Source organism: Aeromonas sp. ZOR0001, assembly GCF_000801015.1.
Classification (GTDB): Bacteria; Pseudomonadota; Gammaproteobacteria; order Enterobacterales; family Aeromonadaceae; genus Aeromonas; species Aeromonas veronii.
Genome location: NZ_JRJY01000041.1, coordinates 18,850 through 42,531 on the forward strand (window position 1 = coordinate 18,850; position 23,682 = coordinate 42,531).

Below are 23,682 nucleotides of genomic sequence, written 5' to 3' on the forward strand. Positions count from 1 at the left end.
AGCGGCCGCATCACCAGTTGGCAAAAATCGGGGCAGGAGCAGTTGCTGGCGCCGATCATGGATCACTTCTACCGGGCGCCGCTCGACAACGACATCGGCACCAGCGAAGCGGATCACGCCGACCCCAACTCCTGGATTGCTCGCTGGCAGGGCTGTGGCCTCGGTCAGTGGCAGCACCGCTGTCTGGGGATCGCGGTCGCCGGAGGGGATATCCGGGTCAGCCATGGCTACTTCCACCGTGATGAGCTGCTGCTGGTGAGTCACTGGCATCATCACTTTACCGACGATGGCGCTATGAGCCTCGAGATAGAGACCGAGCTGGCACAGGTGCTGCCGTCGCTGCCGCGGATCGGCCTGCTGCTTCATCTGGCCGAGGTACCGGCGCGAGCCGAATGGCTGGGGCGTGGGCCGCACGAGAACTATCCGGATCGCCTGCTGGGCGCCGATCTGGGGCGCTGGAGCCTGCCGCTGGAAGCCATGCACACCCCTTACATTTTCCCGAGTGACAACGGCTTGCGCTGCGATACCCGTCAGCTGCAGCTGGGCAGCACGACGGTGCACGGCACCTTCCATTTCAGTGCCAGCCGCTTCAGTCTGCAACAGCTGGCCGCTGCTCGTCACCAGAGCGATCTGGTGGCCGAAGAGGGGCTGTGGGTCTGTCTCGATGGCGCCCATATGGGGGTGGGCGGGGATGACTCCTGGAGCCAGAGCGTGCGTCCCGAGTATCAACTGCTCGAGCGCCGTTACCGTTGGAGCTGCACTCTCCGTTAATCCAGCTATTGAAGCGACTGTCGAGCCAGTGCGCCATTTTGACAACAGACCAGTAACGACTAGCCTCAATGCTGTGGGAAAGATTGAGTCTCAAATCTGATTTTTATTTATATGTATTTGAAAAATAAATATAAAGTTTCAATGTAACAGAATGTAAACGTTTTCATTTTGTCGTCATGATCACAGAAGAAATGACAACAAACTGATTACATTGATTGGCGCTTGCTCAATTGCTCGCCACCCTACAACACAGATAGACACATCGGAGCACACATAATGAAAAAACTGACCACAGTTGCCGCCCTGCTGATGGGCATGATGGCTGGAGCCAATGCCCAGGCTGACACCCGTATCGGGGTAACCGTCTACAAGTACGACGACAACTTCATGGCGGTCGTGCGCAAGGCCATCGAGAAGGAGGCGGCAGCCACTCCGGGGGTGGAACTGCTGATGAACGACTCCCAGAACGACCAGTCCAAGCAGAACGACCAGATCGACGTGCTGCTGGCCAAAGGGGTGAAGGCGCTGGCCATCAACCTGGTTGACCCGGCTGCGGCACCGGTGGTGATTGAGAAAGCCCGTGGCGAAGATATCCCGGTGGTCTTCTACAACAAGGAGCCGAGCGCTACCGATCTGGCCAGCTACGACAAGGCCTACTACGTGGGTACCGACTCCAAGGAGTCAGGGATCATCCAGGGTCAGCTGATTGCCAAACACTGGAAAGCCCATCCGGAGTGGGATCTGAACAAGGATGGCGTGATCCAGTTCGTGCTGCTGAAAGGGGAGCCGGGCCACCCGGATGCCGAAGCGCGCACCTCCTACGTGGTCAAGACCCTGAACGATGGCGGCGTCAAGACCGAGCAACTGCACATGGATACCGGTATGTGGGATACCGCGATGGCGAAAGACAAGATGGATGCCTGGATCTCCGGCCCCAACGCCAACAAGATCGAAGTGGTCATCGCCAACAACGACGGCATGGCAATGGGTGCAGTCGAGTCACTGAAAGCCCAGGGCAAGACTGCCATTCCGGTATTCGGCGTCGATGCGCTGCCGGAAGCGCTGGCCATGGTCAAGAGCGGTGCCATGGCGGGTACCGTGCTGAACGATGCGGCCAACCAGGCCAAAGCCACCTTCGAGCTGACCAAGAACTTGGCTGAAGGCAAACCGGCCGGTGAAGGCACCAAGTGGAATATCGTCGACAAGGTAGTACGTGTTGCCTACGTCGGTGTGGATAAAGACAACCTGTCCCAATTCGAGTAATTCCCTCCTTCAGGGCAAGGGAGATCCCCTTGCCCTTTTTTCAACCAGATGTGATGGCTGATATGACAACACAGCAACAATCAGAATGGCTGTTGGAGATGATTGACGTCAGTAAGAGCTTTCCCGGCGTCAAGGCACTCGATAATGTCAATTTACGGGTCCGTCCTCATTCTGTGCATGCGTTGATGGGCGAGAACGGAGCGGGAAAATCCACACTGCTCAAGTGCCTGTTCGGCATTTACGAGAAGGATCAGGGCAAGATCTTCTTCAAGGGGCAGGAGATCAACTTCACCTCCTCCAAAGAGGCGCTGGAAAATGGCGTCTCCATGGTGCATCAGGAGCTCAACCTGGTGTTGCAGCGTACCGTGATGGACAACATGTGGCTCGGCCGCTACCCCACCAAGGGGTGGTTTATCGACCACGGCAAGATGTATGACGACACCAAGCGCATCTTCGATGAGCTGGATATCGACATCGACCCCAAAGTGAAGGTCGCGACCCTGTCGGTCTCCCAGATGCAGATGATCGAGATCGCCAAGGCGTTCTCCTACGACGCCAAGATCGTCATCATGGACGAACCCACCTCCTCCCTGACCGAGAAAGAGGTGAACCACCTCTTCAAGATCATCAACAAGTTGAAGGAGAAAGGGTGCGGCATCGTCTACATCTCTCACAAGATGGAGGAGATCTTCCAGCTCTGTGACGAGATCACCATATTGCGGGATGGCCAGTGGGTGGCAACCCAGCCGCTCAAGGGCATGACCATGGATCAGATCATCGGCATGATGGTCGGCCGTGAACTGACCCAGCGTTTCCCGGAAAAGACCAACCAGCCGAAAGAGGTGATCCTCGAGATCGAACACCTGACGGCGAAGAACCAGCCCTCCATTCAGGATGTGACATTCAACCTGCACAAGGGGGAGATCCTCGGCATCGCCGGACTGGTGGGGGCCAAGCGCACCGACATCGTCGAGACCCTGTTCGGTATTCGTGATCGCAGTCAGGGCAGCATCAAGCTGCACGGCAAAGAGGTAGCCAACCACAACGCCCACGAAGCGATCCGCAACGGCTTTGCGCTGGTGACGGAAGAGCGCCGCTCCACCGGTATCTACTCCCGGCTCGATATCGCCTTCAACTCCCTGATCGCCAACATGGACAGCTACAAGGGCTCCATGGGGCTGCTCAGCGACAACAAGATGAAGAGCGATACCCAGTGGGTGATCGACTCCATGCGGGTCAAGACGCCGACCCAGCAGACCCAGATAGGTTCCCTCTCCGGGGGCAACCAGCAGAAGGTGATCATCGGCCGCTGGCTGCTGACCCAGCCGGAGATCCTGATGCTCGACGAGCCCACCCGCGGCATCGACGTCGGGGCCAAGTTCGAGATCTACCAGCTCATCCTGGAGCTGGCGAAGAAGGACAAAGGGATCATCATCATCTCGTCAGAGATGCCGGAATTGCTGGGGATCACCGACCGCATCATGGTGATGAGCAACGGCCGGGTCGCCGGGATCGTCAATACCAAAGAAACTGACCAGAGCGAGATACTGCGCCTGGCATCTCTGTACCTCTAGAGACAGGAAGACATTTATGGAGTCGGCTAAAAATTTCAATCTGATGCAGGCGCTCAAGGAAAACGCCATCTATCTGGTGCTGCTGGTGCTGCTCATGGTCATCGTGATCCAGGAGCCCTCCTTCCTGAGCCTCACCAACTTCAGCAACATCCTGACCCAGTCCTCGGTGCGGGTCATCATCGCGCTGGGGGTGGCGGGCATCATCATCACTCAGGGGACGGATCTCTCGGCCGGTCGTCAGGTCGGTCTGGCGGCACTCATCGCGGCAACCATGTTGCAGGCGCTGACCAACGTCAACAAGGTGTTCCCGACGCTGGGGGAGGTGCCCATTCCTGCGGTGATCCTGCTGGTGTGTGTGGTGGGGGCGCTGATTGGTCTGGTCAACGGTCTCATTGTGGCCTACCTGAACGTCACCCCGTTCATTACCACCCTGGGCACCATGATCATCGTTTACGGTATCAACTCCCTCTACTTTGACTCGGTAGGGGCCTCGCCGGTGGCCGGGTTTGATCCCCGCTTCTCCAGTTTCGCCCAGGGCTTTATCCGGATAGGAGGATTCAAGCTCTCCTATCTCACCTTCTATGCGGCCATCGCCAGCGTGTTCGTCTGGGTGCTGTGGAACAAGACCCGCTTTGGCAAAAACATCTTCGCCATCGGTGGCAACCCCGAGGCGGCCAAGGTCTCCGGCGTCAACGTGGCGGTCAATCTGGTGATGATCTATGCGCTGGCGGGGGTCTTCTACGCCTTCGGCGGTATGCTGGAAGCGGGCCGGATCGGTAGCGCCACCAACAACCTCGGCTTCATGTACGAGCTGGATGCCATCGCGGCGTGCGTGGTGGGTGGGGTGTCATTTGCCGGCGGGGTGGGAACGGTCGCGGGTGTGATCACCGGCGTACTTATCTTCACCTTGATCAACTATGGTTTGACCTATATCGGGGTCAGCCCTTACTGGCAGTTCATCATCAAGGGCGGCATCATCATTCTGGCGGTGGCATTGGATTCCATGAAGTACGCCAAGAAGAAATAACGATTGGCAGAGAGGGTTGGCGTTGTCAGCCCTCTCTTCTGGAGGGACCCCATGCCATTCAAGGTCAAGATTTACCTCTTGCTGCTACTGGCCATTCTGGTCACCATCGGCACTGCCGGGCTCAGCGTCAACCACTTCATCAGTGGCTATATTCGCACTCAGGCCACCCACAACATCAACGAGCAGATCACCCTGGTCAAAGAGAAGCTGGCCAGCGACATCAATCAGAAAATCCTGTTGGCCGCCAACCTCAACTTCGGGGTGACCAACGTCAAGAAGACCCTGCAAGAGACCGGCTTTCACAACATCGTCAAGGTGATCGGCGACATGGCCTTCGACGTGAGCGGGGTCATCAACGACAACGCCAAGGTCGATGCCCTGCGCAAGCTGATCCCCGCCGCCAACAACCAGATCACCGTCAGCCCGCTGCAACAGGTGGATGGCAAGCCGGTCATCACCATTCTGGTGCCGCGCGGTGCCGATTCCGCCTATCTCTACTACCTCGATATGAGCGAGTTCAAAAGCCTGCTGGAGAAGATGAGTGGCGATGGCCGCTACTTCTCGCTGGCCGACAGTCAGGGCAACAGCCTCTATGACAGCAAGCCGCAGGGGGAGAGTGAAGCGCGCCCCAACCAGCTGGATATTCGCGGTAGCAGCTGGACCCTGACCGGCTACATCGATCTTGACTACATCCGGGCCATGACCCGGGCCCTCAACGGCCAGATCATCATGGCGCTGTGCGGCGTGGCGATTGTGGTGATGGTGCTGGCAATGCTGGCGCTCAATGTGGCCTATCGCCCCATCCTCTCGCTGCGGGATCTGGTGCTGGAGCTCTCCCGCGGCAGCGGCGATCTCACCCGCCGATTGGCGGTAACCAGCAAGGATGACCTTGGCCAGATCTCGGCCGGGATCAACCGCTTTATCGAACGGTTGCAGGAGATGATGGGGGAGGTGCGGCAGGCGAGCGGCCAGCTCAACAGTGGTATAGAAGGGCTGGCCAGCCAGACCGGCGCCGCCCAGTCTCTGCTGGCGGATCATGTACGCGAGACCGAGCAGGTGGTGACAGCCATCAACGAGATGAGCCGCACCGCGGTCTCCGTCTCCGAGAGTGCGGCCAGCACCGCCCAGCTCACCGGCCAGAGCCAGCAGCTGGCGAGCCAGTCCCGTCAGGTGGTGGATCAGGCCATGGCCAGCGTGATGGCGCTGGTGGACGAAGTGGAAGCCACTGCTCGCTCCATCGAGGCGATGCAGCAGGATGTGCAGCAGATTGGCTCTGTGCTGGGGGTGATCGGCAGCATTGCCGAACAGACCAACCTGCTGGCCCTCAACGCCGCCATCGAGGCGGCCCGCGCTGGTGAACAGGGGCGTGGCTTTGCGGTGGTGGCAGACGAAGTGCGCTCCCTCGCGGCCCGCACCCAGCAGAGCACAGCCGAGATCCAGACCATGCTGGCCAGTCTGCAGCGGGGCACCCGAACTGTGGTGGATGCCATGGGTAACACCAAGCAGAGCTGTCAGGGGGCGGCCGAGAACACCACCCGGGTCAACGAGTCGCTGGATCTGATGGCAGGGGAAGTAGTGGAGATCAACGATCTCATCAGCCATATCGCCACGGCGGCGGAGCAGCAGAGTGCGGTAGCTGAGGAGATCAACCGCAACATGAGCGCCATCGCCGAAGTGATCCGCCAGCTGACCCACAATGGCGAAGCGACGGTTGCCAGCTCTGCGGCGATGCAGCAGACCTACGACCGGCTGCGGGAGATCGTGGGTCACTTCCGGCTGGAGTGAGGCCGGTGTTCAGCCAATAACAAAACAGGGCCATCCGGCCCTGTTGTTGTTTTCCTGTCTGCCTGAATCAACCGGCCTTGCGGCGCAGATAGACCCCGGCTTCCATGTGATGGGTCCAGGGGAACTGGTCGAACAGGGCGAAACGGGCGATCTCGTGGGTCTCGCCCAGAACTGCCATGTTGGCCTGCAGGGTATCTGGGTTGCAGGAGATGTAGAGGATGTTGTCGTACTCCTGCACCAGCTTGACGGTGGCATCATCGAGACCGGCGCGGGGCGGGTCGACGAAGATGGTGTTGCACTGGTAGCTCTTGAGATCGACCCCCTTGAGGCGGTTGAACTCCCGCTCGCCACGCATCGCCATGGTGAACTCCTCGGCCGACATGCGCAGGATGATCAGGTTGTCGACGCCGTTGGCGGCGATGTTGAACTGGGCGGAGTCGACGCTCGGCTTGGCGATTTCGGTGGCCAGCACCTTGCGGAAGTTCTGCGCCAGCGCGATGGAGAAGTTGCCGTTGCCGCAATAGAGCTCCAGCAGGTCCCCTTCGCTCCCCTTGGTCACATCCAGCGCCCAGGCCAGCATCTGTTCGTTGATGGCGGCGTTGGGCTGGGTGAAGCTGTTCTCCACCTGTTTGTAGGTGAGCTGGCGACCCGCCACGTTGAGCTGTTCGATGACGAAGTCATCCCCCAGACAGATCTTCTGCTTGTGGGCGCGGCCAATCAGTTGCAGCTCGAACCCCTTGGCGCGCAGATCGGCCTGCAGCGCCTCGGCGGCCTGCAGCCATTCGGCCTCCAGCTTGCGGTGATAGAGCAGGCTGACAATGATCTGGCCGGACTGGGTGGAGAGGTAGTCGATCTGGAACAGCTTGCAGCGCAGCACCGGGTGTGGGCGCAGCCCCTCCAGCAGCAGCGGCATCAACTGGTTGATGAGACGGCTGGCGGTGGGGAAGTGGTCTATCTTGATGATCTCTTTGGTCGCCGGGGCATACATGCAGTGGAAGAGGTCATCCCCTTCGTGCCAGATGCGAAATTCGGCGCGCATCCGGTAGTACTCCGCCGGCGAGCTGTGCACTTCCAGCGCCGGGAGGGTGAAGCCGGCAAACAGCTCGGTGAGGCGAGCGCGCTTTTCGTCGAGTTGGGCCTGATAGTCGGCCGCGGTTCTAGGCGCCGGAGCGTTCGCGGAAGGCTGTTGGGATTGGGTCATAAATACCTCACATGCACACCGGCCGGGCCGGGTCGAAATCGGGGGAAGGCAACAGGCCACCCAAAGGGGCCCGATTTTAAAAGCCAGCCGCAGATTGTCCAGTATTTTGTGGTCAAGAAGTGTTCAGTCAGGCCGATAGCTGATCTACAGGCATGGTGGGAGGACACATTATGCAGATCGAAGGCGTGGGCGCAGCCCAACCCAAGGGAGTGGGTGTTTCTCCCAAATCGCCCCAACAGGCGGAGCAGAAACAGGTCAAGAGCGAGGAGGAGGTCTCCTTGCACAAGCCGCCCAAGTGGGCGCAGGTGCTGATCCAGCAGGCGTTGCAGTTCTCGCTGGAGATCAACGGCCAGGGCTATCAGGCGCCGAAGGTGAAAGAGCCCGAGGAGATCACCCCGGAGACCTTGTTTGACTTCCAGTCGGTGGCGGACAACGTGCTGCAGTTCGTGACCGGGCGGCTTGGTGCCGCGCGCGCCGATGGCAAATCCGACGACGACCTGACCGGGATGATGGAGCAGGCCCGCAAGGGGGTCGACAAGGGCTTTGACGAGGCGAAGAAGCTGCTCGGTAAGTGGGCGACTGACAACGACGATATCAAAACAGGTATCGATCAGAGCTACAAGCTGATCCAGAAAGGGCTCGAGGAGTTCGAGAAGGAGTTCTTCGGCAAGGTCTCCCCGACCGACATGGGACAGGCCGAGATGGCCAGTCGCCAGCAGGGTTATCTGGAGATCCAGACCAAGGATGGCGACAAGGTAGTGCTGCGCTTCAACGACAGCTGGCAGACCAAGTCCCAGAGCAGCGAGAGCGGCAGCCAGTTCAGCCTCAAGTCGAGCCAGAGCTTCAGCTTCTCGCTGGAGGGGGACCTCAGCAGCGACGAGATGGAGTCCATCGGCAAGTTGGTCAAAGGGATCGACGAGCTGGCGGGGAGCTTCTTCTCCGGCAACTTCGAGGATCTGCTGGACAAAGCGGGCGAGCTGAAACTGGATGACAGCCAGTTGGCCTCCTACTCCCTCAAGCTCAAGCAGAGCGTCAAACTGAGCCAGACCTATCAGGGGGCGCACTCCCTGCAGGATCTGATCAAGCCGTTTGCAGACTACCTGCCCAAGCTGGATCAGGTGCAGAAACAGGCTGATACCCTGCTGCCACCGTCCCAGCAACAGGCGCTGACCCCGGCCGTGCTGGCCGCGAGAGGTGAAGAGGAACCGGCGCAGGTCGATCGCTTCACCAGCTTCAACCAGCGGATGCTGGAGGCGCTGCGGATGATCAACCAGTTCCAGCCCTCCACCGAGCCCGCCAGTAAGAACGCCTGAGCCACAGCGCGTAACGCAAGTAATGACCTGCCGTTTGCCAGCCCTTTCCGGGGCTGGCAAACTGGCCTTTTCTCCAATCCGGTTGCCCCATGAACCCCAAGAAGCCAAGAGACAAGCGCGAGCTCTGCTACCCCTTTATCTTCGAAACCTCGCTCAAATGTGATTTTGAGATCGCCACGGACGAGCTCTGCTGTCAGGTCGGGGCCGTGCTGTCACACCTTGCGCCGGATGCCGATACCGAGCCCATGCTGGCGGATCTCGCGGCGTTGCAGCGGCTTATCTACAACCTCAACGGCTCGGTGCGCGGCAAGCTGGGGATCTTCGACGCAGATCTTGAGTGGCTCAAGGCCCGTTACGACCACTACAACGAGGCGAGTCGCGGCAGCGTCACCGGTTTTGTGCTGCCACAGGGGCCACAGCCCATTCCCACCCTCCATCTGTGCCGCTGCGGCAGCAAGAAGGTGGTGCGGCTGTTGGTCAGGTTGGAAGAGAGCGGGGTGGCCTTCGATCCCATTCTCTATCGCTTCGCCAACCTGCTGGCCAACTTCTTCTTCGTGCTCACCGTCTACCTCAAGCAGCGCTGGCAGGTGCCGGAAGTGCCCTACGTCAGCATCAACTACTGATGGCGGCAGGCAAGGGGCCAAACGCCATGGTGGATTGAACGGAATAAAAAACCGGAGCTTTGGGCTCCGGTTTTGTTTTTCAGCGCGTCAGTTGCCCGCTCAGCTGGAGATCAGCACCCGGGCCGAGTTGGCCGGGATGGTGAGCTGCACCTCGCCCTGCACCACTTCAAACTTCTCGCCGTTGAAGGCGTCAGTGAAGCGGCTGGCAGGGCTGGCGGTCTGCCACAGGGGCAGGCTGATGGTGCGCGGCTCGCTCGGATGGCGGTTGCAGGCCACTACCACCTGATCGCTTTGCAGGGTACGGGCGAACACATAGCTGTGGGGCCCGGCGTAGAGGGTCTGGATATCGCCGCGGCGCAGGGAGGGGCGCTGGCGGCGGATCTGGATCAGCCGACGATAGTGGTCGTGCAGCACGTGATCCCAGTCTGTGGTATCCCACGGGAAGCAGCGGCGGCAGTCTGGGTCGTTGCCGCCGGAGAGCCCCACTTCATCGCCATAGTAGATGGAGGGCACACCGATATAGGTGAGCAGCAGGGTGGCGGCCAGTTGCATCCGCTGCTTGTCTTCACCCAGCAGATGGAGGAAGCGGGCGGTGTCGTGGCTGTCCAGCAGGTTGAACTGGGCCAGCTGGTTCTTGAACGGGATGTGGGCCCGCGCCAGCTTGAGCCAGCGATCCAGCTCTTCGGCGCTGATCTTGATGGGGTGGTAGGCGATGTCCTTGCCAGCCAGGAAGGCGCGGATCGGGTGGGCGAAGCCATAGTAGTTCATGGCGCCATCCTCCTGATCCCCTTGCAGCCACTGGCTCGCCTCGAAGAAGTGTTCGCCGAGCACATAGGCGTCCGGGTTCTCCTGCTTCACCGCCCCGCGAATGGCGCGCACGTGACTGCGGTTGCCCTCGGCGGTGCCGCGCTCGCCCAGCATGTGGATGACGTCAAAGCGCCAGCCATCGATCTGGTAGGGTGCGCGCATCCAGTAACGGAGGATGGCGTCGTCGGCCCGATAGACGGCGTCTTGTACCTTCTCGCAGGAGAAGTCGAGCTTGGGCAGGCTGCGAATGCCCTTCCAGCTGACGTAATCCCCTTCTTTGTCAAAGGTGTAGAAGCTGCGCCACGGGGAGTCCGGATTGCTCTGGGCTCCCAGTGGCGGGCAGAACCAAGGATGCTCGGTAGAGGTGTGGTTGACCACCGCATCGAGGATGATCTTCATGCCGCGCTGGTGCAGGTTGCGGGTCAGCTCGGCGAACTGTTCGTTGCTGCCGAGGTGGGCATCGACCTTGAAGTAGTCCTGGGTGTCGTACTTGTGGTTGCTCGGCGAATCGAAGATGGGGTTGAGGTAGAGCGCAGTCACCCCGAGAGATTGCAGATAGTGCAGCTTGGCATCGATGCCCGCCAGATCGCCGCCATAGAATTCGCAGGCGCCGTGGCCCTCTTCATGTCGACTGACCGGCTCGCCCCACGCCTTGCTGATCACCGCCTTGCCGCGATATTCGTACTCGTGATGCTTGACGCTCAGGGACGGATCGCCGTTGCAGAAGCGGTCGGGGAAGATCTGGTAGAACACCTGATCCTGCACCCAGGCCGGTGGCTGGTGCAGGCTGTTGAAGCGAAAATGTTGCTCCCGTGGCGGCATGGACGCGCTGACGCCCGCCCCGTGCAGCCACCACTGCTCCTCGTCGGTGAGGCACTTGAAGCTGTAGAGGTGGATATCCTGTCCCTTGATGAGCGGCAGTGTCGCCTGCCATACCTGCAGTCGATCGCGGGTGGAGAACGCTGTCATCGGGATCAGGTACTCCTCGTTATCCGGCTCGTGGCGCAGCCACACCTCGCGGATCGGCGCATCCAGCTCGCTAAAGAGGGTCAATTGCAGTGCGTCGGCGCTCTCTTTGAACCAGGGCGCCACCTGGGGATGAAACAGAAACGGATGGGTCATGATGCTTATTGAGTCAGAAGATCGGCGAGGGCATTACCCTGTTCATGCAGTGTTTCGAGCTGGCCTGCCAGCGACTTGGGATCCAGTCCCAACTGGTCGGCGAGCGGCTTGGGGAAGCGGGCGATGATGGCCTGGGCAGGCACGCCCGCGTTCCAGGCGAAGGAGATAAAGACCGCCAGACGGATCAGCACCGCCTCCTTGCTGACCGGATCGTGGGAGAGCGGGTCAAGCTGTTGGGAGATGGCATCGACGAAGGCCTCGGAGAGGTTCCAGCGCCGCGCCAGCTCGGCACCGAGCTGGGCGTAGTCGTAACCCAGCATCTCCCGCTGTGCCTCGACCCGGCTGCTGCCGTTCTGGATCGCCATGTTGATGAGCTCGGCCTCTTCCGGCAAGGTGCTCTGGATAAGCAGTTCGCCGATGTTGTGGATCAGAGCGCAGGTGAAGGCGGTCTCGGGATCCATCACCTTGGCCTCCTGGGCCAGGGTTTTGGCGATGGTGGCGACCTGGAAGGTCTCGGTCCAGAACTTGTTCTTGTCGAAGCTGGGCGGGGCCTTGAAGGTACCGATGATGCCGGAGGCGACCACCACGGAGCGCAGCCGGTTGAAGCCGAGCCGGATCACCGCCTGTTCAATAGAAGTCACTTCGTTGCCCCGGCGCAGGGCGGCCGAGTTGGCCATCCGCAGCACCTTGACGCTGATCACCTGATCCATGGCGATCTTGGCCGCAATCTCGTCGATGCGGGCATTCTCGTCGTTGAAGCTCTGCATCAACTCGTGCAGCAGCTTGGGAATAGTGGGGAGTTGTTTGATCTTGTCAAACAGGCGATCCATCGACATGGCTGAGGCAGCCTCCGTTGCGAACTCTGCCTCATATTGTGCCACAGCCGGACAACATGTTCCTGTTTGTGATGCGGCTTTGTGAGCGCTAGAACACCCAGTCGCGCAAGGTGTATTCCAAACGGTGCTGTTTTCCCTGCAGGATCAGGTTTTGACTGGTGCCGCTCAGGGTTGCACCCTCGGTAAGGGTGGTCAGTACAGCCTGTTCGATAGTGTCGAGCGGCGGCATGCAGGCCATTTCGGTGCTGCCCAGACTGGTGACCCACAGTTTGTCATCTTCCAGATGGCCCTGACCGAAGTAGCGGTTGCAACCGGCGATGCCGTTGACGGTGAAGTGCTCGCCGATCTCGAAATCGGGGGGATTGTCGCGGGGGGCCTTGATCGGTTCGCCATCCAGTTTGCTCAGTACCCAGTGGTGGTGTTGCAGATCTTGCTGAACAAAGGCGGTCGAGCTGCAGCCAGCGAGCAGTAACAGGGGGATCAGCAAAAAGGGCAATCTGGGCATGAGGGGGCTCCGGTTGGGGGAGCGTCAAGAATACCCTTTTTGGGCAGTCGGGAGCAGGGCGGGAGAGGGGACGACCGACCGCTTCTGTCGCCCCTTGCCCCGCACGACTGTCGCTTAATGGCAACACACGGGTGATGTTGCCATCAATTTACGCTATCTCAGGGATCAGTTGGCGAACAGCCGCTCGGCATAACGGGCAAGACCCGCGGCCACCGAGCCGAAGTCATCGCCCCCTTCAAGCGGGATGGAGGGGAGCTTCTGGTGGATAAAGCTGGCGATCAGCGGCGAGCGGGCGCTACCACCGGTGACGAAGATGCGATCCGGCTGCACTCCGGCAGCGGCAATCGCTTCGTCCATCAGCTCGCCAATCTTCTCCAGCAGCAGGGCCGAGGCGTTGGCCAGCTGTTCGCGGGTCAGCTCCGCTTCCAGCCCTTTTTCCAGCTCGGCCAGCGACTGGCGATTGAGATCCTGCTCCGAGAGGGCGATCTTGCCCTGCTCGGCACGCCATACCAGCTGGTGGCTCAGCTTGTGGGCTCGCAGGCTGGCAAGGCGGCCCAGCTTGCTGCCGGGCTGGCTGTCGAGCTGCAGATCCTGCAGCTGGCGGGCGGTGTCGAGGCTGTAGAAACGGCTCTGGGCGCTGACGTCGTTGATGGCGGCCGCATCCCAGAACAGCGGATGGGGCAGCGGCTTGCCGGTCTTGAGGGTCTCGTGCATGCCGAGCAGCGGCATCATCCCCTCCACCGTCAGGCGGATATCGAAGTCGTTGCCGCCGATCCGCTGGCCGCTGTGGCCGAGCAGATCGCCGCTCCGATCCAGCTGATCTCGGTAGCCGGGGCCCATCCGCAGCATGGAGCAGTCAGTGGTACCGCCGCCGATATCCACCACCAGTACCACGGCGTCTTCGGTGAGGCGCGCCTCGAATTCAAACCCGGCGGCCACCGGCTCGTAGAGGAACTCCACCTGCTCGAAACCGGCCAGACGGGCCGCCTCGGTCAGGATGGCGATAGCTTGCTGGTTGCTCTCTTCCCCCGCCAGACCCTGGAAGTTGACCGGTCGACCGATCACCGCCTGGCGGATCGGGGCGCCGAGCTGCTGCTCCGCCTGCTGGCGAACGTGGAGCATCATGGCGCAGACGATATCTTCAAACAGGGCGATCTGGGGAGCCTTGAGGCCATAAGCGCCGAGGAAGGATTTCGGCGATTTGATGTAGTAGCCGTCGTCCGGCTCTTCCAGATAGCGCTCCAGCGCGGCACCACCAAAGCTCAGCTCGTCGATCAGTCCCTCTTCGCGCATCTGGCGACGAACCGTCTGGGCGCGGGTGACCACGGGGCCACGCAGCTTGAGGTACTCCGCCTGCTGGGCGGGTGCTAGCCCTTCGGCCAACAGACCGGCGATAGCATCTCGGTGGGGGGCATGCAGGGTGGAGGGGAGATAGCGGGATGCGCCAAGATTCAGCAGCCTGGGGCTACCTTGTTCCATCACGGCCACAGCACAGTTGGAGGTGCCGTAATCAAATCCGATAAACATGGGCGCCAGACTCCTGAATAAAAAAGGGGGGCTAGCCTACCCGAAGGCGCCGGGTCTCACAACCCGGCGCGTGACGAAGAGAGGGCGAGCCCTTATTCCACTTCGTTGTCGCAGCGGCCCTGGCTCTCGATGGCGCGGATATTGCCGAGGGTGGTATCGGCGATGGCGTGCAGCGCCTCGCGGGTCAGGAATGCCTGATGGCCGGTGAACAGCACGTTGTGGCAGGCTGACAGACGGCGGAACACGTCATCGGTGATCACCTCGTTGGACTTGTCGGAGAAGAAGAGATCCTCTTCCTCTTCGTAGACGTCCAGCCCCAGCGCGCCAATGCGGGAAGTTTTGAGTGCCTCGATGGCGGCGTTGGAGTCGAGCAGGCCGCCACGGCTGGTGTTGATGATCATCACCCCGTCCTTCATCTTGGCAAATGCCTCCTTGTTCAACAGGTGGTAGTTCTCTTTGAACAGCGGGCAGTGCAGGCTGATGATGTCGGATTGGCGGAACAGGGTATCGAGATCCACGTACTCGGCTCCCAGCTCGATGGCTGCCGGATTCTGGTAAGGATCGTTGACCAGCAGGCGAACCCCGAAGCCCTTGAGGATGCGCAGGGCGGCCAGACCGATCTTGCCGGTGCCGATGACGCCAACGGTCTTGCCATGCATGTTGAAGCCGACCAACCCTTCCAGCGAGAAGTTGGCGTCGCGGGTGCGCTGATAAGCCTTATGGATGCGGCGGTTGAGGCACATCATCATGCCGACGGCGTGTTCTGCGGTCGCCTCGGGGGAGTAGGCGGGCACCCGCACCACTTTCAGCCCCAGCTCTTTGGCGGCGGCCAGATCCACGTTGTTGTAACCGGCGCAGCGCAGGGCAATCACCTGGGTGCCGTTGGCAGCCAGTTCGGTCAATACCTCGCGGTCGGCATCGTCATTGACGAACAGACACACCACCGGGAAGCCGTGAGCCAGTCGGGCCGTTTTGGCCTCCAGCCGCACATCGAAAAACTCCAGGTCGAAGCCGTACTGGCTGTTGGCCTGGTTGAAATGCTCTTTGTCATAGCTCTTGGTACTGAATACGGCGACTTTCATGGTATGTGCTCCGCAGCGTGTGTGTCGTCAAATTACAACAAAATGGGTCAGCTATCACCGGACAAACCGGCTGGTTATTGTCCCCACGGCATAATGGGAACGGCGCTGACTGCACTCTTGTACGAACCATCCACCAGTTTGGTGCTGTAGGTCAGGTAAACCAGTGCATTGCGTTTCTTGTCGTAAAAACGCACCACTTTCTGCTCCTTGAACACCAGCGAGGTGCTGACATCGAACACCTCTTCCCCCGCCTTCAGCTTTTCGGGCAGGGTGATGGGGCCGATCTGGTGGCACGACAGGGAGGCGTGGGAGGGATCTTCCGCCAGGCCCAGCCCGCCTTTTACACCACCGGTCTTGGGGCGCGCCAGATAGCAGGCGACGCCGTCGATGCGCGGGTCGTCGAACGCCTCCACCAGGATCTTGTGGTTGGGGCCAAACAGCTTGAAAGCGGTGCTCACTTCACCGACGGTATCAGCCTTGTCGGCCAATGCCGGGCCGGCAAACAGGGCCCCCAGCAGCAGGGGCAGGGCGCGGCGCAGGGCATTATGTCGCGTGTGGTTATGTGTCATGGTCTCTCCTGTTGGCCCGGCACTCCTCAATAGGGAATGCCCAGGCGACGATAGAGGCTGGCAAGCACCCAGGCGGGGCCTATCAGCAGAAATTGCAGGTCGGCGAGGAAGGAGGGGCGTTTGCCCTCGATCTTGTGGCCGACAAACTGGGCTATCCAGAGCAGCACGAACGCTGCCACGGCGGGCCACAGCAGCGGCCCCTGCCATTGGTGGCAGATCCACAGTCCCAGTGCGGTCAGCCCGGCCATCCCCGCGAACAGCGAAAACGACAGCTGCAAATAGAACAGCAGCACCGGAATGGCTGCCACTGCCGCCCAGTTGAGGGGCTCTGGCAAGGGCCCGTGTGGCAGACACCAGAGCAGCGCCAGCGAGCAGAGATAGATGCCCGGCACCGCCAGTTTGTGGATGGCGACGTTTATCGGATGGCGATGGCTCTGGCCGTACTGCGCAAACCACTCCTGGATTCCCTTCATGGCACCTCCCTGGCGCACTGTGTTCTCGCTGCCTGACCTTCGTGGCCAGGCGCTCGGGATGCTTATCTTTGCGGTGGATACTCCCAATATTGGGCCGGAATGGATTTTAGCAACGGGGTCATATCCGGATTGGGCAGGGCGATGGTGACCCGCTGATCGAGGTTGGCGCTGGCGAGCGCTTCGCGGATCTTGGGGTTGTCATTGAAGAACTTCATAAAACTGCCATCGGCATAGGCCCGCTCCAGCCCGGTCTGAATCGCCTTGGCCAGCTTGGGGTATTCGGGGCTGACGAAGAAGAACTGGGCGAAGGGGTAGCGGATCAGCAGATGCTGCTCGATGGCGAGGTTGGGATACTGCGCCACCAGCTCGCTGCGCTCGGCGAAGATTTCCACCAGGGCGCGCGGGAAGAAGTCGATCTTGTCGCCGTCGTTGATAAGGCGAAACAGACTGCTGTATCGGCCGGAGAAGGTCGGGATGCCTGCATTTTCCAGAATTTTGTTATCGGCCCAACCGACCCCTTGCGCCGCCTTCAGCTGTTTGAGGTCGGCCAGGGTATTGAGCTGGTTGAACTTCTCCTGAGCGTCCGCGTGGATGAATGACAGCCGCAATCCTTCCAGCCCGCGAAACAGCGGAATGGGGACGGCAATCAGGGAAGATTCGAGTGCGCTGGAGGTGCCCATCCAGAAGACGTTGATGGTCTTGCCCTTGCTCAGCTGCTGCTGGAGGGTGAACTGGTTGAGGTCGAGTTCGACAGGCTGGATGCGAAAGGGTTGCCCGGAGCGGGTCAGGGCCAGTTCCAGCAGCTTGTACTGGTACTCCTGGTCAAGATTGTTGACGGGACGGCTGGGGACCTTGACCGTCAGAACCTGTGCTTGTGCCAGCAGTGGCAGGCACAAACACAGCTTGATGAGCCATTTCACTCTCTGTTCTCCTGTAGATTCCGGAAGGTGTCCGGAGTCTAACAGAACTTGTCACCATCTTGCTGCGAGGCGTTGTACAAGGTTTGAGCGCGGGCCCTGCCTTGCTGGCGTCTGTTGCACCAGAATGGTGACGGTTCTTCGAAGAATCAGGCGACGCGACGGAACACGTGGGTATCGTTAAATTCCTTGGTGCTCTGGCATTCGACGCAGAAACGGGATTCCGGACGGGCATGCAGCCGCTTGAGGGAGATCTCGTCACCGCAAGATTCGCAGTAACCAAAATCCCCTTCGCTGATGCGCTTCAATGCGCCCCGCAGCTTGCGCAGGTGCAGCTTGTCGTGCTCGATGCGGTTCAGCTCCAGACGGCGGGCTTCCTCGATACTGGCACGGTCAATTTCATCAGCCATCTCGTTGGTGTCGGTGGCGATGGCCTGGCTGGCCTGGGAGTTCAGGCGCTCTTCGAGCTCGACGATCTGTCGCTCGATCTGCCCCTTGTAAAAGGCCAGTTGGTCTTCAGTCATGAAATCACACATACGATTAACTACCAGTCAGTTTACTAACCCAATTATCCCTGTTTATGGGGGCTGTCTGCCTACAGACCAAGCCCTTGTATCCCGATTTGCACCTGTTTCATGCAAGAGAGTGCAAATCAGGGCGGGCCTTGTACCAAAAAAATGCAGCCAAGCAAAGCAAATAGGATAAGGATTGTGCGCCCTTGCAAAAAAATGGTCCGTTCCTGCGGGGGATTGGCCGGGATCTGGCGCCTGCTTCACCCTCTGTTGGCATCGCCTTTGCAACGATGAGAGGGGGGGGCTTCGTACGGATTTGAGTGTTTAGTATTTGGTGCCGCCTTGGTCATTATATGCGCCGTTATTTATAGTTTTTTAAACACGCCCGCTTGACATTGCCCTTGATGGCGGGCTTTTATGGTGATGTTGATTACAATTTTATAACAAGGGTGTTCCATATATTAGACACCCTTGCCAATGGCAACCGTAAAGTCGGGGTTTAACATGGACAGTATCAAAGGCTGGATGGAGAGCAATCGCATCACGGAAGTGGAGTGCCTGTTCCCGGATTTCACCGGCAACGCCCGGGGCAAGATCATCCCAGCCAACAAGTTTTTGCGTGAAGGGGGCATGCGTCTGCCCGAGGTGATTTTCACCCAGACAGTGACCGGCGAATATCCGGATGACGACAGCATGATCGACCCGCTGGAGCGGGACATGCAGCTCTATCCCGACCCCAACACCATCCGTTTTGTCCCCTGGGCGCTGGAGCCTACTGCCCAGGTGATCCACGACTGTTTCGACGTCAACGGCAAGCTGATCGACATCGCGCCGCGCTCCGTGCTGCGTCGGGTTCTGTCATTTTACGAGAAGCAGGGTTGGAAGCCGGTGGTGGCGCCCGAGCTGGAATTCTATCTGGTCACCCGCAACGAGGACCCCGACTATCCGCTGGTGCCGCCGGTGGGTCGCAACGGCCGCCCTGAGACCGCCCGCCAGTCGTTCAGTATCGATGCGGTCAACGAGTTCGACCCCATCTTTGAAGACATGTATGACTACTGCGAGGCGCAGGAGCTGGAGGTGGACACCCTGATCCACGAGTCGGGCGCCGCCCAGATGGAGATCAACTTCCTGCATGGTGATGCCATCGATCTGGCGGATCAGGTGTTCCTGTTCAAACGCACCATGCGTGAGGCCGCTCACCGCCACGGCATTTATGCCACCTTTATGGCCAAGCCGATGAGCGATGAACCGGGGTCGGCCATGCACATCCATCAGAGTCTGGAAGATGTGAACGGCCACAACCTGTTCGGTACCCCGAACGGCGGCAACAGCGAACAGTTCATGCACTTTATCGCCGGTCTGCAGAAATACACCCCGGCGGTGACAGCCCTGCTGGCCCCCAACGTCAACTCCTACCGCCGCCTCACCTTTGGCGAGAGTGCGCCGCGCAACGTCCAGTGGGGTGTCGAGAACCGCACCTGCGGCCTGCGGGTGCCCTTCTCCGACCCGAGCGCGCGGCGGGTGGAGAACCGCTTCGCCGGTGCCGATGCCAACCCCTATCTGGCGCTGGCCGCCACTCTGGCCTGTGGCTACCTCGGCATGATGGAGAAGCTGGAGCCGCTACCGGAGATGAAGTCGAGCGCCTATGACCTGCCCTACAGCCTGCCCCGCTCGCTGGAGGAGGCACTCAGCCATCTCGAACAGTGCGAGCCCATCAAGGAGATGCTGGGGGAGCGCTTCACCCGCGCCTTCGTCGCGGTTAAACGCAAAGAGTACGAGACCTACTTCGGGGTGATCAGTCGCTGGGAGCGGGAGTTCCTGCTGCTGAACGTCTGATCCCCCTGTAACGGGGGGGCCGGAGTCGGCCTCCCCGGTCCCTGTATCGAAGAGACCGGAACGCGAGTCAGGTGGCGGCAGCCACCTGTGAGTGGTTGTGGCCGAAAGAGCGCTGCCACCTGGACTGATTAACGACTGAATCTTGCTAAATCGAAGGAACCGAGGAGCAACAAATGCAGCAGACAACCCGTGAGTGGCAACAACTGGATGCCAGCCACCACCTGCACCCCTTTACCGACTTTCAGGCCCTGAACAAGAAGGGTTCGCGCATCATTACCAAAGCCAGCGGTGTCTATCTGGAAGACTCCGAGGGAAAACGCATTCTCGACGGCATGGCGGGCCTGTGGTGCGTCAATATGGGCTATGGCCGCCAGGAGCTGGTGGATGCCGCCACCCGTCAGATGCAGCAGTTGCCCTACTACAACCTCTTCTTCCAGACTGCTCACCCGCCGGTGATCGAGCTGGCGACCCTGCTGGCCGAGGTGACACCCGCCCATCTCAACCACGTCTTCTTTACTGGCTCCGGCTCCGAGTGCAACGACACCGTGCTGCGGATGGTGCGCCACTACTGGGCCAGCAAGGGTCAGCCTGACAAACAGGTGATCATCAGCCGCCACAACGCCTATCACGGCTCCACCGTGGCGGGGGCGAGTCTGGGTGGCATGAAGGGGATGCATGCCCAGGGCGGCCTGCCCATTCCCGGCATAGTGCACATCGATCAGCCCTACCACTTCGGTGAGGGGCAGGGGATGAGTGCCCACGAGTTCGGGCTGGAGCGGGCCCGTCAGCTGGAGCAGAAGATTCTGGAGCTGGGGGTGGACAAGGTGGCGGCCTTTATCGGCGAGCCGATCCAGGGGGCGGGCGGCGTCATCATTCCGCCTGACAGCTACTGGCCGGAGATCCAGCGTATCTGCGATCACTACGGCATCCTGCTGATCGCCGACGAGGTGATCTGCGGCTTTGGCCGCACCGGCCACTGGTTTGCCAGCGAAGGGTTTGGCATCAAGCCGGACCTGATGTGTCTGGCCAAGGGGATCACCTCCGGTTATCTGCCGCTCGGCGCAGTGATGGTGAGTGACCGGGTTGCCAAGGGGTTGGTGGAGGAGGGGGGCGAGTTCAACCACGGCTTCACCTACTCGGGCCATCCGGTCTCTTGCGCCGTGGCGGTGGCCAATATCCAGCTTATGCAGAAAGAGAGCATAGTTAAGCGAGTGCATGATACTATCGGTCCCTATTTGCAGCGCCGCTGGGCGGAGCTGGCCGATCATCCTCTGGTGGGGGAAACCCGTGGCCGCGGGCTGGTCGCCGCGCTGGAAATCGTTGAGGACAAGCAGACCAACCGGCGTTTCCCGGCTCAGGCAAATGCGGGGATGACTTGCCGGGAGTTCTGCTTTAACAATGGCTTGGTGATGAGGGCTGTAGGCGATACCATGATCATATCGCCCCCCTTGGTCATCACCGAGGAACAGGTTGATGAATTGGTCGATCTGGCCAGGCGCAGTCTGGATCTGACAGCCGAAAAGCTGAAGGGTTGAGGTGGGTCGGGCAGGTTGGCATGCGCATACAATTTGCTTAGGAGACAAGGATGATGTCTTTCAAAACAGGAGTGATCGCTGCCTCTGTGGCTCTGGTCATGGCAAGTGCCGGAGCAATGGCTGAAGAGAAGGTGCTGCACGTCTACAACTGGAGCGACTACATAGCGCCGGATACTCTGGATAACTTCCAGAAGGAGACGGGGATCAAGGTGGTCTATGACGTGTTCGACAGTAACGAGGTACTGGAAGCCAAGTTGCTGGCGGGTAGTTCGGGCTACGACATCGTGGTGCCATCCAACCCCTTCCTGGCCAAGCAGATCAAGGCGGGCGTGTTCCAGAAACTGGACAAGTCCAAGCTCTCCAACTGGCAAAACATGGATGTCGACCTGCTCAAGGCGCTCGAGCCGAGCGATCCGGGCAACCAGTACTCCATCCCCTATCTGTGGGGCACCATCGGCTATGCCTACAACGCCGAGAAGGTGAAAGCCGTGCTGGGGGCCGATGCCCCGGTCAACTCCTGGGATCTGGTGTTCAAGCCGGAGAACATGGCCAAGTTGAAAGAGTGTGGCGTCTCCTTCCTCGATTCACCGACCGAAATGCTGCCGGCTGCCCTGCAATATCTGGGCTTCAAACCGGATAGCCAGAAACCGGCCGAGTTGAAGAAGGCTGAGGAGCTGTTCCTCTCCATCCGTCCCTATACCGCCTATTTCCACTCCTCCAAGTACATCTCGGATCTGGCCAACGGCAACCTCTGCGTCGCGGTCGGTTACTCCGGTGACTTGCAGCAGTCCAAGGCGCGGGCAGCCGAGGCCAAGAATGGCGTCGCGCTCACCTACACCATTCCGAAAGAGGGGGCAGGCAGCTTCTTTGACATGATCGCCATTCCGGCGGATGCCAAGAACGTCGAGGCGGCCCACACCTTCATCAACTACCTGATGAAGCCGGAGGTGATCGCCAATATCACCAACGTGGTGCAGTTCCCGAACGGCAACAAGGCGGCGACCCCGCTGGTGGATGAGGCGATCCGCACCGATCCGGGTATCTACCCTGATGCGGCAACCCTGCAGAAGATCTACACCTTCCCGGATCTGCCGGCCAAGGTGCAGCGTCTGATGACCCGCAGCTGGACCAAGATCAAGTCCGGCAAGTAAGTAACGAATGCCCCTCCCGGTCCGCAGTTCGGCCGGGAGGGTAGTGATGCCATCCATCCGGATGGGCCGCGCGAATGGATGCGCAGACGGTCAACCACTGAAACAGGAGAACTGACACCGTGAATACAACCAGATTGCTAACCATAGCGCTGACCATGGGATTGGCGAATGTGGCCCAGGCTGCCCCTGTGCTGCACTTCTACAACTGGTCTGACTATATCGGTGAGACTACCCTCAGCGATTTCCAGCAGGCGACCGGGATCAAGACCGTCTATGACGTGTTTGACTCCAACGAGACCCTGGAAGGCAAGTTGCTGACGGGGCGGACCGGTTACGATTTGGTGGTGCCCTCCAATAATTTCCTGGCCAAGCAGATCAAGGCGGGAGCCTTCCAGAAACTGGATAAATCCCTGTTGCCCAATCTGGCCAACCTGGATCCCGTGCTGCTCAAGCAGCTCGACAAGGTGGATCCGGGTCATCAGTACGCGGTGCCCTATCTGTGGGGGACCAACGGCATCGGCTACAACGTCGACAAAATCAAGGCGGTGCTGGGGGTCGACAAGATTGACTCCTGGGCAACCATCTTCGAACCGGAAAACATGGCGAAACTCTCTCGCTGCGGCGTCGCCTTCCTCGACTCTGCCGACGAGATGATCCCTGCAGCCCTCAACTACCTCGGACTCGATCCCAACAGTCATGCGACGGGGGATATCAAGCAGGCCGAGGCGCTGCTGCTCAAGGTGCGGCCCTATGTGGCCTACTTCCACTCCTCCAAATACATCGGCGATCTCGCCAATGGCGACATCTGCGTGGCGGCCGGATTTTCCGGCGACATCCTGCAAGCCGCTGCCCGCGCCGATGAAGCTGGCAAGGGGGTGAAAATTGCCTACAGCATTCCGAAAGAGGGGGGCAATCTCTGGTTCGACATGATGGCGATCCCGTCCGATGCCACCAATGTCAAAGAGGCGCACGCCCTCATCAACTACGTCCTGCAGCCCGAAGTGATCGCCAAGGTCAGCGACTATGTGGGCTACGCGAATCCCAACTCAAGGGCGGGCGAGTTTATGGATGAGGCGGTGCGCAACAATGAGGAGGTTTATCCCCCTCAGGCCGTGCTGGAGCGACTCTATGTGCAGGAAGCACATCCCCGCTCGGTACAGCGTCTAATCACCCGGAGTTGGACCAAGATCAAGTCCGGTACCTAACCTTGGTGCCCGTTCGGGGGCGCCAAATCGCTTTTATGGATCGGCCGC

Annotated in this window: 20 protein-coding genes and 1 pseudogene; 11 read left to right on the forward strand and 10 right to left on the reverse strand. The window is 60.0% G+C overall.

Translation table 11 applies throughout. The annotated features are described in order from the left end of the window. The 5 genes and pseudogenes from L972_RS20615 to L972_RS05515 form a co-directional block, all read left to right on the forward strand. Positions 1 to 771: pseudogene (locus L972_RS20615) on the forward strand (beta-galactosidase small subunit); the annotation flags it as partial. Positions 772 to 1,047: 276 nt separating this feature from the next. After that, on the forward strand, positions 1,048 to 2,034 hold the full coding sequence (gene mglB / locus L972_RS05500) for a galactose/glucose ABC transporter substrate-binding protein MglB (RefSeq protein ID WP_005340747.1): 987 nt from the start codon (positions 1,048 to 1,050) through the stop codon (positions 2,032 to 2,034). Between the two features lie 53 nt (positions 2,035 to 2,087). Then, on the forward strand, positions 2,088 to 3,608 hold the full coding sequence (gene mglA, locus L972_RS05505) for a galactose/methyl galactoside ABC transporter ATP-binding protein MglA (RefSeq protein WP_041234376.1): 1,521 nt from the start codon (positions 2,088 to 2,090) through the stop codon (positions 3,606 to 3,608). 16 nt (positions 3,609 to 3,624) lie between these two features. After that, on the forward strand, positions 3,625 to 4,635 hold the full coding sequence (gene mglC, locus L972_RS05510) for a galactose/methyl galactoside ABC transporter permease MglC (protein ID WP_005342585.1): 1,011 nt from the start codon (positions 3,625 to 3,627) through the stop codon (positions 4,633 to 4,635). Positions 4,636 to 4,686: 51 nt separating this feature from the next. After that, positions 4,687 to 6,420 (forward strand): methyl-accepting chemotaxis protein, encoded by a 1,734-nt coding sequence (locus L972_RS05515; RefSeq protein WP_047436427.1) that lies wholly within the window; start codon positions 4,687 to 4,689, stop codon positions 6,418 to 6,420. A gap of 67 nt (positions 6,421 to 6,487) precedes the next feature. Here the strand turns inward: L972_RS05515 and trmA are convergent, their stop codons facing one another. Further along, entirely contained in the window at positions 6,488 to 7,621 is a 1,134-nt protein-coding gene (trmA, locus tag L972_RS05520; protein ID WP_047436430.1) for a tRNA (uridine(54)-C5)-methyltransferase TrmA, read from the reverse strand. 170 nt (positions 7,622 to 7,791) lie between these two features. On the opposite strand from trmA, the gene L972_RS05525 reads away from it, so the two are divergent. Together L972_RS05525 and L972_RS05530 are read left to right on the forward strand one after the other, a co-directional pair. Further along, positions 7,792 to 8,934, forward strand: coding sequence for a DUF5610 domain-containing protein (locus L972_RS05525; RefSeq protein ID WP_047436433.1), 1,143 nt, complete (start codon positions 7,792 to 7,794; stop codon positions 8,932 to 8,934). An 89-nt stretch (positions 8,935 to 9,023) separates the two neighbouring features. Beyond that, complete coding sequence (locus L972_RS05530; protein WP_043821496.1) at positions 9,024 to 9,557, forward strand: ATP--cob(I)alamin adenosyltransferase; 534 nt, start codon at positions 9,024 to 9,026, stop codon at positions 9,555 to 9,557. Positions 9,558 to 9,656: 99 nt separating this feature from the next. Here the strand turns inward: L972_RS05530 and malZ are convergent, their stop codons facing one another. The 9 genes from malZ to L972_RS05575 form a co-directional block, all read right to left on the reverse strand. Then, complete coding sequence (malZ, locus tag L972_RS05535; RefSeq protein ID WP_047436436.1) at positions 9,657 to 11,486, reverse strand: maltodextrin glucosidase; 1,830 nt, start codon at positions 11,484 to 11,486, stop codon at positions 9,657 to 9,659. A 5-nt stretch (positions 11,487 to 11,491) separates the two neighbouring features. After that, positions 11,492 to 12,322: an HDOD domain-containing protein gene (locus tag L972_RS05540; protein ID WP_005355498.1), complete on the reverse strand. Its 831-nt coding sequence runs from the start codon at positions 12,320 to 12,322 to the stop codon at positions 11,492 to 11,494. Between the two features lie 88 nt (positions 12,323 to 12,410). Further along, positions 12,411 to 12,827: an META domain-containing protein gene (locus tag L972_RS05545; RefSeq protein ID WP_005340725.1), complete on the reverse strand. Its 417-nt coding sequence runs from the start codon at positions 12,825 to 12,827 to the stop codon at positions 12,411 to 12,413. Positions 12,828 to 12,992: 165 nt separating this feature from the next. Continuing rightward, on the reverse strand, positions 12,993 to 14,354 hold the full coding sequence (gene yegD / locus L972_RS05550) for a molecular chaperone (protein ID WP_047436439.1): 1,362 nt from the start codon (positions 14,352 to 14,354) through the stop codon (positions 12,993 to 12,995). A gap of 92 nt (positions 14,355 to 14,446) precedes the next feature. Then, complete coding sequence (locus tag L972_RS05555) at positions 14,447 to 15,436, reverse strand: 2-hydroxyacid dehydrogenase (RefSeq protein ID WP_005340720.1); 990 nt, start codon at positions 15,434 to 15,436, stop codon at positions 14,447 to 14,449. Between the two features lie 74 nt (positions 15,437 to 15,510). After that, a complete protein-coding gene (locus L972_RS05560; RefSeq protein ID WP_047436441.1) occupies positions 15,511 to 16,005 on the reverse strand; it encodes a CreA family protein in 495 nt (164 codons plus the stop codon). Between the two features lie 26 nt (positions 16,006 to 16,031). Further along, complete coding sequence (locus L972_RS05565; RefSeq protein WP_047436444.1) at positions 16,032 to 16,478, reverse strand: Mpo1 family 2-hydroxy fatty acid dioxygenase; 447 nt, start codon at positions 16,476 to 16,478, stop codon at positions 16,032 to 16,034. Positions 16,479 to 16,540: 62 nt separating this feature from the next. Next, complete coding sequence (locus L972_RS05570; protein WP_047436448.1) at positions 16,541 to 17,398, reverse strand: hypothetical protein; 858 nt, start codon at positions 17,396 to 17,398, stop codon at positions 16,541 to 16,543. Between the two features lie 146 nt (positions 17,399 to 17,544). After that, complete coding sequence (locus tag L972_RS05575) at positions 17,545 to 17,931, reverse strand: TraR/DksA family transcriptional regulator (protein ID WP_005356952.1); 387 nt, start codon at positions 17,929 to 17,931, stop codon at positions 17,545 to 17,547. Positions 17,932 to 18,411: 480 nt separating this feature from the next. Between L972_RS05575 and L972_RS05580 the strand changes: the two genes are divergently transcribed. From L972_RS05580 to L972_RS05595, 4 genes are all read left to right on the forward strand, one after another. Next, positions 18,412 to 19,743 (forward strand): glutamine synthetase family protein, encoded by a 1,332-nt coding sequence (locus L972_RS05580; protein ID WP_013723370.1) that lies wholly within the window; start codon positions 18,412 to 18,414, stop codon positions 19,741 to 19,743. A gap of 173 nt (positions 19,744 to 19,916) precedes the next feature. Then, the gene (locus L972_RS05585; RefSeq protein ID WP_047436451.1) at positions 19,917 to 21,278 is read left to right on the forward strand and encodes an aspartate aminotransferase family protein; all 1,362 of its coding nucleotides are present in this window, start codon (positions 19,917 to 19,919) and stop codon (positions 21,276 to 21,278) included. Between the two features lie 53 nt (positions 21,279 to 21,331). Continuing rightward, entirely contained in the window at positions 21,332 to 22,429 is a 1,098-nt protein-coding gene (locus tag L972_RS05590; protein WP_005340709.1) for an extracellular solute-binding protein, read from the forward strand. Between the two features lie 119 nt (positions 22,430 to 22,548). Next, positions 22,549 to 23,634: a polyamine ABC transporter substrate-binding protein gene (locus tag L972_RS05595; protein WP_005355476.1), complete on the forward strand. Its 1,086-nt coding sequence runs from the start codon at positions 22,549 to 22,551 to the stop codon at positions 23,632 to 23,634. Positions 23,635 to 23,682: the final 48 nt, after the last annotated feature.